This is a genomic window from Streptomyces albofaciens JCM 4342 (genome assembly GCF_008634025.1).
In the GTDB taxonomy this organism is placed as follows: domain Bacteria; phylum Actinomycetota; class Actinomycetes; order Streptomycetales; family Streptomycetaceae; genus Streptomyces; species Streptomyces albofaciens.
This window is the reverse complement of sequence record NZ_PDCM01000002.1, coordinates 2,660,185-2,674,304: the sequence shown is the minus strand read 5'-3', so window position 1 is coordinate 2,674,304 and position 14,120 is coordinate 2,660,185. Positions and strand designations below refer to the sequence as shown.

At 71.6% G+C, this 14,120-nt stretch carries 7 protein-coding genes; 4 read left to right on the top strand and 3 right to left on the bottom strand.

All coding sequences use genetic code 11. The features are described from left to right. Window positions 1-87 precede the first annotated feature (87 nt). Window positions 88-3,645 carry a chromosome segregation protein SMC gene (gene smc / locus CP973_RS31525; protein WP_150247244.1) on the top strand — a complete coding sequence of 1,186 codons (3,558 nt, stop codon included), beginning with the start codon at window positions 88-90 and terminating at the stop codon, window positions 3,643-3,645. Between the two features lie 262 nt (window positions 3,646-3,907). Continuing rightward, window positions 3,908-5,323: a sugar porter family MFS transporter gene (locus CP973_RS31520; protein ID WP_150247243.1), complete on the top strand. Its 1,416-nt coding sequence runs from the start codon at window positions 3,908-3,910 to the stop codon at window positions 5,321-5,323. Between the two features lie 207 nt (window positions 5,324-5,530). Here the strand turns inward: CP973_RS31520 and CP973_RS31515 are convergent, their stop codons facing one another. After that, complete coding sequence (locus CP973_RS31515; RefSeq protein WP_150247242.1) at window positions 5,531-6,520, bottom strand: LLM class flavin-dependent oxidoreductase; 990 nt, start codon at window positions 6,518-6,520, stop codon at window positions 5,531-5,533. A 92-nt stretch (window positions 6,521-6,612) separates the two neighbouring features. Further along, complete coding sequence (locus CP973_RS31510) at window positions 6,613-8,094, bottom strand: purine-cytosine permease family protein (protein WP_150247241.1); 1,482 nt, start codon at window positions 8,092-8,094, stop codon at window positions 6,613-6,615. Window positions 8,095-8,795: 701 nt separating this feature from the next. Here CP973_RS31510 and ftsY point away from each other — a divergent pair. After that, on the top strand, window positions 8,796-10,025 hold the full coding sequence (gene ftsY / locus CP973_RS31505; RefSeq protein ID WP_150247240.1) for a signal recognition particle-docking protein FtsY: 1,230 nt from the start codon (window positions 8,796-8,798) through the stop codon (window positions 10,023-10,025). 311 nt (window positions 10,026-10,336) lie between these two features. Here ftsY and CP973_RS31495 read toward each other — a convergent pair whose 3' ends face one another. After that, complete coding sequence (locus CP973_RS31495) at window positions 10,337-11,005, bottom strand: bifunctional DNA primase/polymerase (RefSeq protein ID WP_150247239.1); 669 nt, start codon at window positions 11,003-11,005, stop codon at window positions 10,337-10,339. A gap of 1,441 nt (window positions 11,006-12,446) precedes the next feature. Between CP973_RS31495 and nsdA the strand changes: the two genes are divergently transcribed. Continuing rightward, window positions 12,447-13,922, top strand: a complete 1,476-nt coding sequence (gene nsdA / locus CP973_RS31490; RefSeq protein WP_150247238.1) for a transcriptional repressor NsdA — start codon at window positions 12,447-12,449, stop codon at window positions 13,920-13,922. Window positions 13,923-14,120 lie beyond the last annotated feature (198 nt).

Genomic DNA, 14,120 nt, shown 5'->3' with positions numbered 1-14,120 from the left:
GGTCGTCCCCGGGCCCACGTACCGGCCGTCCCCGGGCCCTCGTGCCGGGCGGTCTCCGGCGGCAACCGGCCGGTAGAGTCCAACGGCGTGCATCTCAAGAGCCTGACACTGCGGGGATTCAAATCCTTCGCCTCCGCCACGACACTGCGTTTCGAACCCGGCATCACCTGTGTCGTGGGCCCCAACGGCTCGGGCAAGTCCAATGTCGTCGACGCGCTCTCCTGGGTCATGGGCGAGCAGGGCGCCAAGTCGCTGCGCGGCGGCAAGATGGAAGACGTGATCTTCGCCGGGACGACCGGCCGGCCGCCGCTGGGCCGCGCCGAGGTCTCGCTGACCATCGACAACGCCGACGGCGCGCTGCCGATCGAGTACGCCGAGGTCACCATCACCCGCACGATGTTCCGCAACGGCGGCAGCGAGTACCAGATCAACGGCGACACCTGCCGTCTGCTGGACATCCAGGAGCTGCTGTCGGACTCCGGCATCGGCCGGGAGATGCACGTCATCGTCGGGCAGGGCCAGCTCGACTCCGTGCTGCACGCCGACCCGATGGGCCGCCGCGCCTTCATCGAGGAGGCCGCCGGCGTCCTCAAGCACCGCAAGCGCAAGGAGAAGGCGCTGCGCAAGCTGGAGGCGATGAAGGCGAACCTGGCGCGGGTCCAGGACCTCACCGACGAGCTGCGGCGCCAGCTCAAGCCGCTGGGCCGGCAGGCCGCCGTGGCCCGCCGCGCCGCCGTCATCCAGGCCGACCTGCGCGACGCCAGGCTGCGGCTGCTCGCCGACGACCTGGTGACGCTGCGCGAGGCACTGCGCGCGGAGATCGCCGACGAGGCCGCGCTGAAGCAGCGCAAGGACGCCGCCGAGGAACGGCTCAAGGAGGCGGCGCGGCGCGAGGCCGTCCTGGAGGAAGAGGTGCGGACGCTCACGCCCCGCCTCCAGCGGGCCCAGCAGACGTACTACGAGCTGTCGCAGCTCGCCGAGCGGGTGCGCGGCACGGTTTCGCTGGCCGACGCGCGGGTCAAGAGCGCGACGGCCGCCCCGCCCGAGGAGCGGCGCGGCCGGGACCCGGAGGACCTGGAGCGGGAGGCGGCCCGGATCCGCGAGCAGGAGGCCGAGCTGGAAGCCGCCCTGGAGGCGGCGAGCCGGGCCTTGGAGGACACCGCCGAGCACCGCGCCGAGCTGGAGCGGCAGCTCCAGGACGAGGAACGGCGGCTGCGGGACGCGGCGCGCGCCCTGGCGGACCGGCGGGAAGGCCTGGCGCGGCTGCACGGGCAGGTCACCGCGGCGCGTGGCCGGGCCGCGTCCGCCCAGGCGGAGATCGGCCGGCTGGCCGCCGCCCGGGACGAGGCGCAGCAGCGCGCGGCGCGGGCCCAGGAGCAGTACGAGGCGCTGAAGGCCGAGGTCGACGGGCTGGACGCGGGCGACGCCGACCTGTCGCGGCAGCACGAGGACGCCAAGCGGGATCTGGCCGCGGCGGAGGCCGCGCTGACCGACGCCCGGGAGGCGCTGACGGCCGCGGAACGGCAGCGCGCCGCGGTCTCGGCCCGGCACGACGCCCTCGCCCTCGGGCTGCGCCGCAAGGACGGGACCGGCGCGCTGCTCGGCGCGGCCGGCCGGCTGACCGGTCTGCTCGGCCCGGCCGCCGAGCTGCTGACCGTGGCGCCCGGCCACGAAGCGGCGGTGGCGGCGGCGCTCGGCGCGGCGGCGGACGCCGTGGCGGTGGCCGACCCGGCCACGGCAGCCGAAGCGATTCGCCTGCTGCGCAAGGAGGACGCGGGGCGCGCGGCCATGGTGCTGGGGGCGGGACCGGCGGCGGAGACGGCGCGGACCCCGGACGCCGACGGCCCGCCGTTCGCGGCCGAACTGGTCCAGGGGCCCGAGGAGTTGATGCACTCCGTACGGTGGCTGCTGCGGGACACCGTGGTCGTCGCCACGCTGGAGGACGCCGAGGAACTGGTGGCCTCCCGGCCGCACCTGACGGCCGTGACCTCCGAAGGCGACGTCCTCGGGGCGCATTTCGCGCAGGGCGGCTCGGCCGGCGCGCCGAGCCTGCTGGAGGTGCAGGCGTCCGTCGACGAGGCGGCGGCCGAGGCCGCTGAACTGCGCGAGCGCTGCGCGGAATTGACCTCCGCTCAGGAAGCCGCCCGGCAGCGGCGCGACGCGTGCGCGGCGCTGGCCGAGGAACTGGGGGAGCGGCGGAGCGCGGCGGACCGCGAGAAGTCCCGGGTCGCGGGCGACCTCGGCCGCCTCGGCGGGCAGGCGCGCGGCGCCGCCGACGAGGCGGAGCGCTCGGCCGCCGCCGCGGCCAAGGCCGAGGAGGCGCTGGCCAGGGCGACCGAGGAGGCCGAGGAGCTGGCCGCGCGCCTGGCGGTGGCCGAGGAGGAGCCGGGCGACGAGGAGCCGGACACCTCCGTACGGGACCGGCTGGCCGCGGACGGCGCCAACGCGCGGCAGACGGAGATGGAGGCGCGCCTCCAGGTCCGTACGCACGAGGAGCGGGTCAAGGGGCTCGCGGGGCGGGCCGACGGCCTGGACCGGGCGGCGCGGGCCGAACGCGAGGCACGCGCCCGGGCCGAGCAGCGGCGCGCGCGGGCCCGCCACGAGGCCGCGGTGGCCTCGGCGGTCGCCTCCGGGGCGCGCCAGCTGCTGGCACACGTCGAGGTGTCGGTCGTGCGGGCCGAGGAGGAGCGGCTGGCCGCCGAGCTGGCCAAGCAGGAGCGCGAACAGGCCCTGGTGGCCGAGCGCAACGCGAGCCGGGAGCTGAAGGCGGAGCTGGACAAGCTCACCGACTCGGTGCACCGCGGCGAGGTGCTGGGCGCGGAGAAGCGGATGCGCATCGAGCAGCTGGAGGCCAAGGCGCTGGAGGAGCTGGGCGTCGAGCCCGCCGCGCTGGTGGCCGAGTACGGCCCCGACCAGCCCGTACCGCCGTCCCCCGCCGCGCAGGGCGAGGAGCTGCCGGAGGATCCGGAGCACCCGCGCAACCGGCCGGTGGCCTACGTACGGGCCGAGCAGGAGAAGCGGCTCAAGGCCGCCGAGCGGGCGTATCAGCAGCTCGGGAAGGTGAACCCGCTCGCGCTGGAGGAGTTCGCCGCCCTGGAGGAGCGCCACCGGTTCCTCAGCGAGCAGCTTGAAGACTTGAAGAAGACCCGCGCCGACCTGCTCCGGGTGGTCAAGGAGGTCGACGAGCGGGTGGAGCAGGTCTTCACGGAGGCGTTCCGGGACACCGCCCGGGAGTTCGAGGGCGTCTTCGCGCGGCTGTTCCCGGGCGGCGAGGGACGGCTCGTGCTGACCGACCCGGACAACATGCTCACCACCGGCCTGGACGTGGAGGCCCGCCCGCCCGGCAAGAAGGTCAAGCGGCTGTCACTGCTGTCCGGCGGCGAGCGGTCGCTGACCGCGGTGGCCCTGCTGGTCTCGATCTTCAAGGCGCGCCCCAGCCCGTTCTACGTGATGGACGAGGTCGAGGCGGCGCTCGACGACACCAACCTGCAGCGGCTGATCACCATCATGGAGGAGCTCCAGGAGAGTTCCCAGCTGATCGTGATCACGCACCAGAAGCGGACCATGGAGGTCGCCGACGCGCTGTACGGGGTGTCCATGCAGGGCGACGGGGTCTCGAAGGTCATCAGCCAGCGACTGCGCTGAGTGTGGCCGCGTATCCGGTGCGCGGCCGGGTAACCGGTGTGACATACACGATTACTACGGCCCGCTACGGTTCATAACTTGAACGCATTGCCCCGGAAGCTGTGCCGAAACAAATTCATTACGACCTATTGACTTCGAAACTTGAAGGCATAGGGTCTGCAACGTCGCTTTTACCTTCAAGTGGTGGGTACCCCCAACCTATGCGCCACTGGAAGGGCCAGCCCCCTACGCCCGGCAGCGCAGCCGGGCACTGGAGTACACGTTGACCAGCACCGCGCCGCCGACGATTCCGGAGGGCCGCAAGGCCCAGCCGGACCACCTCGGCCATGTCATCTTCATCACCGCGGCTGCCGCGATGGGCGGCTTCCTCTTCGGCTACGACAGCTCCGTGATCAACGGCGCGGTCGAGGCGATCCGCGGCCGTTACGAGGTGGGCTCCGCGGGGCTCGCCCAGGTGATCGCCATCGCGCTGATCGGCTGCGCCATCGGTGCCGCCACCGCGGGCCGGATCGCCGACCGCATCGGCCGCATCCGGGTCATGCAGATCGCCGCGGCGCTGTTCACCATCAGCGCGGTCGGCTCCGCGCTGCCGTTCGCCCTGTGGGACCTGGCCATGTGGCGCGTCCTGGGCGGCATCGCGATCGGTATGGCCTCGGTGATCGGCCCGGCCTACATCGCCGAGGTCGCGCCGCCCGCGTACCGGGGCCGGCTGGGCTCCTTCCAGCAGGCCGCGATCGTCATCGGCATCGCCGTCTCCCAGCTGGTGAACTGGGGCATCCTCAACCTCGCCGACGGTGACCAGCGCGGCAAGCTGGCGGGCCTGGAGGCCTGGCAGTGGATGCTCGGTGTGATGGTCGTGCCCGCCCTGCTCTACGGCCTGCTCTCGTTCGCGATCCCCGAGTCGCCCCGCTTCCTGATCTCCGTCGGCAAGACCGACAAGGCCAAGGAGGTGCTGGCCGAGGTCGAGGGCCAGGGCGTCGACCTGGACCACCGGGTCGCGGAGATCAAGGACGCGATGCGCCGGGAGCACAAGTCCAGCTTCAAGGACCTGCTGGGCGGCAAGGCCGGCTTCCTGCCGATCGTGTGGATCGGCATCGGCCTGTCGGTCTTCCAGCAGCTCGTCGGCATCAACGTGGCGTTCTACTACTCCTCGACGCTGTGGCAGTCCGTCGGCATCAACCCGAGCAGCTCGTTCTTCTACAGCTTCACCACCTCGATCATCAACATCATCGGCACCGTGATCGCGATGATCTTCGTGGACAAGATCGGCCGCCGTCCGCTGGCGCTGATCGGCTCCGCCGGCATGGCCGTCTCGCTGGCCCTGGAGGCCTGGGCCTTCGCGTCGAAGACGGGCGACACGCTGCCGGCCGCCCAGGGCACCGTCGCCCTGATCGCCGCCCACGCCTTCGTGCTCTTCTTCGCCCTGTCCTGGGGTGTCGTGGTCTGGGTCTTTCTCGGTGAGATGTTCCCGAACAAGATCCGCGCCGCCGCGCTCGGTGTCGCCGCCTGTGCGCAGTGGATCGCCAACTGGGCCATCACGGCCAGCTTCCCGAGCCTTTCCGACTGGAACCTTTCGGGTACGTACGTGATCTACACGGTCTTCGCTCTGCTCTCGATCCCCTTCGTGCTGAAATTCGTGAAGGAGACCAAGGGCAAGGCGTTGGAGGAGATGGGCTAACACCCCCCGCCAGCCCTTCTCCTCAGTTGTGGGCAGCTGCCCCGGTCCGTCCTGCGGATCGGGGCAGCTCCTCCATTACGGGGGCTTTTCCGTGGCGCCCCTTTTCCCGCCGCGCGCCTTCCGTACCGCAATCGTGCAGCGGTGGACGGTTCAACCTTTTCCGGGATGCCTCCCGCACTCGGACCCGGCGGTTCCCGGGGCGCCGCCTCAGCCGCCGGCCAGACGCGGAACCACCTGCTCCGCGAACAGGTGTACAGAACGCCAGCCTTCGTCCACCGGCATCCCGCCGCACAGCGGGTGCAGAATCAGCGACTCCGAAGGCCCCGCCTCAGCGGCCAGCCGCACGCACTCCTCCGGCGTCACGATCCGGTAGATCCCCTCCCGGCGCAGCGCCGCCGCGTCCTCGGCGGCGGACCGTACGGCCGACCGGGCACCGGCGGCCTGCCAGGACGCGTACGTACGCGCCTCATGGAGCAGATGCCCGCCGTACCGGGCCCACGCCCGGTCCGGGTCCTCGGACACATGCAGCAGACACGTCCGCTCGGCGGGCTGGAGCACCCAGCCCTCGGTCCCGTACGCGGCGCGCCGCGCGTGGTAGTACGCCTCCAGCTCCGGCAGATGCGCGCTGGGGAACAGCGGCAGGCCCAGCCGCGCCGCCCGGCGCGCGGCGGCCCGGGAAGCGCCGCCGACCAGCAGGAGCGGGTGGGGCTGCGTGTACGGGCGCGGGGTGATCCGTACCGTACGGCCCCGGTAGCGGAACGGTTCCCCCGTCCAGGCGGCGAGCAGCGTCTCCAGCACCTCGTCCTGGAGCTTGCCGCGCCACTGCCAGTCCCGGCCGTGCGCCGCGTACTCCTCGGGCCGGTAGCCGATGCCCGCGACGGTGACCAGCCGGCCCTCGCTCAGCAGATCCAGTACGGCGATCTCCTCGGCCAGCCGCAGCGGGTCGTACAGCGGCGTGATCAGCGCCGAGACGGTGACCGTGATCCGCCGGGTGGCACCCAGGACGGCGCCGGCGAAGGCCAGCGGCGCGGGCATCCAGCCGTTGTCCGTGGCGTGGTGCTCCTCGGTCTGGACGGTGGTCAGCCCCCGCTCGTCGGCGAAGACGGCCATCTCCACGGCGGCCCGGTAGCGGGCGGCGAGCGACGCGGGGGAGGGGTCGGGGTCGGCGAGGTTGAAGCGCAGGACCGTTACGGGCATGACGAACGTCCCCTTCACCGAGGGCGGTGGCCCGGCTGGCGAAGGGGACGTTAGCTGACGTCACATCAGGTGAGAAGGGCGCGGGGGCCGAATCAGCCGACCGGCGCCGGCTCCTCGGCCGGGACGGCGGCACCCGCGGGCACCGTCTCCCTCGGCTTCGGCAGCACCGCGAAGACCACCGCGGCGATCAGGATCGTGGCCGCCCAGCCCAGACCGTGCTGGCCCGGCCAGGTCTCGGCCAGCGGACCGGTGAACCAGGTGACCTTGGTCAGGCACAGCCCCACCACCAGCGCCGCGCCCCAGGCGGTCAGCGCCTGCCAGCAGAAGCCGCCCGTGTACCAGTAGCGGCTGGTGCGCGTGGTGTCCATCAGGCTGTCGCCGTCGTAGCGGACCGCCATCTTCCGGCGGCGCGCCATGTCGACGGCGTACACGCCGATCCACGCGGAGAAGGAGACCGCCAGCAGGGTCAGGAAGGTGATGAACTGGCCGATGAAGTCCTTGGCCACCAGCATCATGAACGCGCCGCCGACCAGGCTGATGATCGCGTTGATGCTCACCGCCAGGGCGCGCGGCAGCTTGACGCCCATGGTCTGCGCGGTGAAACCGGCGGAGTACATCGACAGGCTGTTGATCAGCAGCATCCCGACCAGCGCGGTGATCAGGTACGGCACCGCCAGCCAGCCCGGCAGCACCTCGCCGAGGAAGGACATCGGGTCGGTGTTCTGGTTGGCCAGGTCCGGCTTGGAGACGGCCATGATGCCGCCCATCAGCACCATCGGGACGAGCACCAGGGCCGCGCCGGAGATGGTGGTGCCGACGATCTTCTTGCCGGAGGCGGAGTGCGGCAGGTAGCGCGCGAAGTCCGGGCCGGTGGGCACCCAGCTGATGCCGCCCGCCGCGATGGTGCCGATACCGGCGATCATCAGGGCGGTGCTGCCCGCCGACTGGGAGAAGATCTTCCCCCACGGCATCTCGGCGATCAGATACACCAGCACCATGACGCTGAAGATGCTGAACAGGTACGTGGAGTACTTGTTGCAGATGTTGAGCGCCTTCCGGCCCATCCCGCTGACCAGGAACGTCGTCGCGACGAAGAGCAGCAGCGTGATGACGGTGAGGACGTTGTTGGCCTCGATGCCGAACAGCAGCTTCAGGACGGTCAGCACCGCGTACGCGCCGCTGACCGCGTTGATCGTCTCCCAGCCGAACCGGGCCACCCACAGGATCGCGCCGGGGAAGTAGTTGCCCCGCACACCGAAGGCCGCGCGGGAGAGCATCGCGCCCGGGGCGCCGCCCCACTTGCCGGAGACCGACAGCACACCGACCATGCCGAAGGAGACGACGGAGGCGATGGCGGCCACGATCAGGACCTGCCAGAAGTTCAGGCCGTTGGTGATCACCAGGGAGGCCCCCATGGTGAGCAGCAGCACGCTGATGTTGGCGGCGACCCAGGTGGGGAAGAGCTCGCGGACGCGGCCGTGGCGTTCGTGGTCGGGGACGGGCTCGATGCCTCGTTGCTCGACGGCGCCTTCGGTTTCAGGAGCGGACAGGGTGTCCGTGGACGTGGTGCCCATGGTGCAGGTGTCTCCGTGCGGGTTCAGGCAGCGGCTGTGATGCCTGGCGAAGGGGAGGGGGTTGCCAGGACTCTACGCGCGTTGCGCAGCCGAGAGCTATCGTACTTTGATCCAACTTCGGTTATTGCGCCTTGTTGTGTCCACTGATGACCGTCGGCCGCCCCTCGTCTCGTCCGAGTATCCGGGGCATCCGGCACCGACGCAGGTCAGACGGTGCGCCCGCCCCTGATATGGGGCTTCGGCCGCCGGGTGGCGCCGGAAAATCTGGAAGTCCGCGTCCTGCGGGAACGGGTCGCGGCATCGGTCGGCGGCAGCCGGAGAAGGGATCGGATCCGGCTCGTACAGGTGCGGGTACGACCCGGGGCCGGGGCGGGTGGGCCGGCCGAGCGGCCCGTCGGCTTGGGGCGGGTGGGCCGAGCGGTCCGCTGGCCCGGGGCGGGTGGGCTGGCTGAGGGGTCCGTCGGCTTGGGGCGGGTGGGCCGGCCGAGCGGTCCGCGTCGCGCTCGCGCGCAGCAGCCGTACGGTGCCGGACGCGCTCCACGCTCCCGCGAACCCGCCACCCGAAAACAAGCCACCGAACCTCCGGGCTCCCGTCCCCGCACCCCGCGCGCGGACCCGCGCCGATGGAACCTGGATATGACGAATCCAGGTCCAGCGTGTGCGGTCCCGCACGGCGGGGTGTGACCGATACTGGGTGGGTTATGGAAATCGTCATCCTTGCTGTAGTCATCGCTGTGGTCGCGCTCGGCGCGATCAGCGGGCTCGTCGTCAGCAGCCGCAGAAAGAAGCAGCAGCTGCCGCCGGCCCCGCCGACCACCCCGTCCGTCACCGCGCCTCCTGCGGAACCGCAGGTCGGTGAGGACGCCGAGACCCCCCGCGACGAAGCCCGTCGCACCATAGAGGAAGTCGACCTGCCGCCCGCCGAGGCGCCCGTCGAGGAGCCGGTGGCCGAGGCGCCGCCCGCCCCCGCGGCGCCCGAGGTGGAGGTCCCGGAGCCGACCGCCGGCCGCCTGGTGCGGCTGCGCGCCCGGCTCTCCCGCTCGCAGAACTCGCTGGGCAAGGGCCTGCTCACCCTCCTGTCCCGCGAGCACCTCGACGAGGACACCTGGGAGGAGATCGAGGACACCCTGCTCACCGCCGACGTGGGCGTCGCGCCCACGCAGGAGCTGGTCGAGCGGCTGCGCGAGCGCGTGAAGGTGCTCGGCACCCGTACCCCCGAGGAGCTGCGCGGCCTGCTGCGCGAGGAACTGCTCAAGCTGATCGGCACGGACGTGGACCGCGCGGTCGCCACCGACAACGCGGTCGGCAAGGACGGCCAGGAGATCCCCGGCGTCGTCATGGTCGTCGGTGTCAACGGCACCGGCAAGACCACCACCACCGGCAAGCTGGCCCGGGTCCTGGTCGCCGACGGCAAGTCGGTCGTCCTGGGCGCCGCTGACACCTTCCGCGCCGCCGCGGCCGACCAGCTCCAGACCTGGGGCGAGCGGGTCGGTGCCCGTACCGTCCGCGGTCCGGAGGGCGGCGACCCGGCCTCGATCGCCTTCGACGCGGTGAAGGAAGGTATCGCCGAGAGCGCCGACGTGGTTCTCATCGACACGGCGGGCCGCCTGCACACCAAGACCGGCCTGATGGACGAGCTGGGCAAGGTCAAGCGGGTCGTCGAGAAGCACGGCCCGGTCGGCGAGGTCCTCCTCGTCCTGGACGCCACCACCGGCCAGAACGGTCTGGTGCAGGCCCGGGTGTTCGCGGAGGTCGTGGACATCACCGGCGTCGTGCTGACGAAGCTGGACGGTACGGCCAAGGGCGGCATCATCGTCGCGGTCCAGCGCGAACTGGGCGTGCCGGTCAAGCTGATCGGCCTCGGCGAGGGCGCGGACGACCTCGCGCCGTTCGAGCCGGAGGCCTTCGTGGACGCCCTGATCGGCGACTAGGCCGCGTTGATGGCCTTACGGGCGCGATCGGCCTTACGGACATGGTCCGAAAGGCGCGGAAGAAGAGCCCCGCAGCGCGTTTGTGGCGCTGCGGGGCTTTTTGGTGGGCGGGAGTGCTGTGGCTGGGCGCAGTGTGGTGGGACGGATGTGGCGTGGGGGCTGTGTGGTGGGACGGGTGTGGCGGAGGGGGCGGTGCGGGCGCGGGGGGCCGGGAGCGGGCCGGGGCAGGGCTAGGGGGCTGAGTCAGGGCTAGGGGCTGAGTGGGCGGGGACTGGCGTGCAGGTTCGAGGGCAGGCCCCTGCCCTGGTCCGTTACGCGGCCGACCGGTGGCACACGTACGCGAGCGTGCCCAGCAGCAGCCGGGCCTGCGGCGGCTGTCCGGCCGTGTCCAGGGTGGGCGGGCGCAGCCACCGCACCGGGCCGAGCCCGCCGAGGTCGGACGGAGGCGCGGTGACGTGGTCGCCGGGGCCGCGCGCGCACAGGTCGAGGGCGGCGTCGTCCCAGCCCATCCGGTAGAGCAGGCCGGGCAGGCCGGCGGCGGCGCCGGGCGCCACGAAGAACAGCGCGCGACCCGTCGGCGTGGCGGCCACCGGCCCGAGCGGCAGGCCCATCCGCTCCAGCCGTACGAGCGCGCTGCGCCCCGCCGCCTCCGGCACTTCGAGGACGTCGAAGGTCCGGCCCACCGGGAGCAGTACGGCCGCGCCGGGCGTCCTGGTCCATGCGGCGGTGGCCTCTTCGAGCGTCGCGCCGGCCTTCAGGCCGTCCGCGAAGGCCAGCGGGTGGTCGCCGGGGGAGGGGCAGTCGTCCGCGCCGCACGAACAGACCGTGCGCCCGCTGCCGGCGCGGGCCGCGCGGGCGCCGGGCACCACGTCCCAGCCCCACAGCCCCGTGTACTCCGCCACCGCCGTGCTCTCGGTCGAGCGGGCGCGACGCCGTGAACCGGATCGAATGTCGCGGATGCCGCCGATCGTGAAGCCCATGCCTCCTCCAACGGGTGGTGTATGCCAGTGGTTACGTGCCGGAGTGCGAACGTGACGCTCGGTCAGGAGGGGGGCCGTGTTCCTGGCGCAGTGGAGTGCGGTGGGTGGTGCGACGCGCGGCGCGCGCCTCCGCGTGCCCCTTTCCGTCCGTCCCCTCTCGACCTGTGTCAAGTCAATCGCGAGGACCGGTCGGGGAGTTCATTCAAAGGGGTGGCGAATGGTGGCGTTTAGCGGATCGCCCTCGCCGCGGGCGTGATCGTAGGATTACTTTCGGTGCACGACCTGGGGTGAAGCACCGTGGGCGTGGTTATGCCGGAGGCAACGCACCGGCGGGTGAACCCTGTCGAATCGGGTTGGCCGGATTCCGTGTTCGGGTAGATCCACCCCGTACCGGTCGCCGCAACGGACGGCATCCTGTGGGAGATTCACGGGACGCGGCCGCGACGCACAGCGGCAATAGGGCCGTGCGGAGCGGTGCGGCGATCTGGTGGGGCGCGAGCACGGTGCCACGTACGGCGGCGAATCGACGACCGGTGAAGTGTCACGAAGAGCGACGACGAACAGCGGACGCGACAGAAGCGGCGGCACGACGGGCGGCCCCGGGGATTCGGGCAGCGCACGGCAGCACAACAGAGGCAGCACAAACGGAAACAGACGTACCGGCGCGGTTCGTAGGACAAGCGGAAGAAGCGCGGCGCGAGCGGAAGAAGCGAAGAGGCGAAGGGCGCGCACAAGGGGCGCGCGACGAGCAGCAGAAGCGGGACGGAGCAGCGAACCGGTGCCGGAGAAGGGAATCGGTGCCGGACAAGGAACTTCTGCCGGGCGGAGAACGAATGCCGGGCAGCGAGGCAGGAGCGAGCCGAAGAGGCGGCCGGCGTGAGTGTGAGAAGGAGGCCCGGCGGAAGAGGCGGTACCGCCGAGAGGCGGCACCGCTAAGCGGAAGAAGCGGCACCCGTTCAGTACAGGCAGAAGAAGACGAAGGCGCGGCATCAGCCGCACGGGCAGCAGTACGAGCGGCAGTACGAGCGGCAGTACGAGCGGAACGGACAGCATCAGTCGGACGAGCGGTACCGGCCAAGCGGTACCGAACCAGCGGTACCGAACCAGCGGTACCGAACGAGCGGTACCGAACGAGCGGTACAGCGATACCGGCCAAGCAGTCCGGCACCGGAAACGGCACCACAACGGCGGGCGCGGCGGCGGAAGAAGGCCACCGCGGCCACGACGCGGCCGGGGCACCGGCGGCGCGGCACCTTCCCGTACCGCACCGCTCGGGGTGACGACCGCGGCAGCACACCGCACCGGCGCAACGCGGCGGCGGCGCGGTACGAACCGTCAACAGAACACCAGTTCACGAAAACCGGAAGCAACGAAGAGCGGCGATGCGAAGCGATGGCGCGACGCAGTGAAGCAAGGCAGCAATCGGAATGGGGGCGTTCCAGTGGGCGGCAGTGGCGGCACCGGCGCTGACAAGCGCCCCAACGAACCGTTGGGCTCATGGTTCGTGCGCAGCGGCTGGTCGAAGGGCGAGCTGGCACGACAGGTCAACCGGCGGGCACGCCAGATGGGCGCGCACCACATCAGCACCGACACCTCGCGCGTACGGCGCTGGCTGGACGGCGAGCAGCCGCGCGAGCCGATCCCGCGCATCCTCTCCGAACTGTTCTCGGAGCGGTTCGGCTGCGTGGTGGGCATCGAGGACCTCGGACTGCGCTCGGCGCACCAGTCCCCGTCCGTGTCCGGCGTCGACCTGCCCTGGGCCGGCCCCCAGACGGTCTCCCTGATCAGCGAGTTCTCCCGCAGCGACCTGATGCTGGCGCGGCGCGGCTTCCTGGGCACCTCCCTGGCGCTGGCCGCCGGGCCCGCCCTCATCGAGCCGATGCAGCGCTGGCTGGTGCCGGTCTCCCCGGGCCAGGCGGCCGCCGCCCAGCAGGCCGCGCAGGAGCGCTCCCGGCGTTCCAACCGGCTGTCCAAACCAGAGCTGGACCTGCTGGAGTCCACGACCGTGATGTTCCGCCAGTGGGACGCCCAGTGTGGTGGCGGCCTGCGCCGCAAGGCGGTGGTCGGCCAGCTCCACGAGGTCACCGACCTGCTGCAGGAACCGCAGAGCGAAGAGGTCTCCAAGCGGCTGTTCAAGGTCGCCGCCGAACTGGCCGAACTGGCCGGCTGGATGAGCTACGACATCGGGCTGCAGCCCACCGCGCAGAAGTACTTCGTGCTGGCGCTGCACGCCTCCAAGGAGGCCGGCGACCGCCCGCTCGGCTCGTACATCCTCTCCAGCATGAGCCGCCAGATGATCCACCTCGACCGCCCGGACGACGCGCTGGAGCTCATCCACCTCGCCCAGTACGGCAGCCGCGAATCGGCTACGCCCCGTACGCAGGCGATGTTGTATGCGATGGAGGCGCGGGCGTACGCGAGCATGGGCCAGCCGGGCAAGGTCAAGCGAGCCGTGCGGATGGCCGAGGACACCTATGCCGATGTGACGCCCGGCGAGCCCGAGCCGGACTGGATCCGCTTCTTCTCGGAGGCCGAGCTGAACGCGGAGAACGCGCACTCCTACCGCGACCTCGCCTACGTCGCCGGGCGCAGCCCGACCTACGCCTCCCTCGCCAATCCGGTGATGCAGCGGGCGGTGGAACTGTTCGCGAAGGACGCGGAGCACCAGCGTTCGTACGCCCTCAACCTGATCGGGATGGCGACCGTGCACCTGCTCCAGAAGGAGCCGGAACAGTGCGCGGTACTGGCGCAGCAGGCCATACCGCTGGCGAAGAAGGTCCGCTCGGAGCGGGTCAACACCCGGCTCCGCAAGACCGTGGACACGGCCGCGCGCAACTTCGAGAACGTCGCCGAGGTGGTCCAGCTCAGCGAAGAGCTGGCCGAGCAACTGCCGGAGACCGGCGCGGAGGCCGTCTGACCACACCCACTTCGGGCGCATCCACACCGACTGCACCCACTTCAGATGCACCCACTTCGGATGCATCCACATCGAACGCACGCCACCACAGACCCCGGCCGCGGCCCGTCACCCCGTACAGCTCGACTCGGCTCCCCCACGCCAGGTCACATGGGTGATGGCCGCGGTCGGCTGTGTGTGCGGCGCTGTTCGAGAGTG

What these genes read in the sequence shown, in the direction of transcription:
- CP973_RS31515 (WP_150247242.1), bottom strand. Translation starts at nt 6,520, where the DNA reads ATGCCCGTAACGGTCCTGCGCTTCAACCTCGCCGACCCCGACCCCTCC.
- CP973_RS31510 (WP_150247241.1), bottom strand. Translation starts at nt 8,094, where the DNA reads ATGGGCACCACGTCCACGGACACCCTGTCCGCTCCTGAAACCGAAGGC.
- CP973_RS31495 (WP_150247239.1), bottom strand. Translation starts at nt 11,005, where the DNA reads ATGGGCTTCACGATCGGCGGCATCCGCGACATTCGATCCGGTTCACGG.
- ftsY (WP_150247240.1), top strand. Translation starts at nt 8,796, where the DNA reads ATGGAAATCGTCATCCTTGCTGTAGTCATCGCTGTGGTCGCGCTCGGC.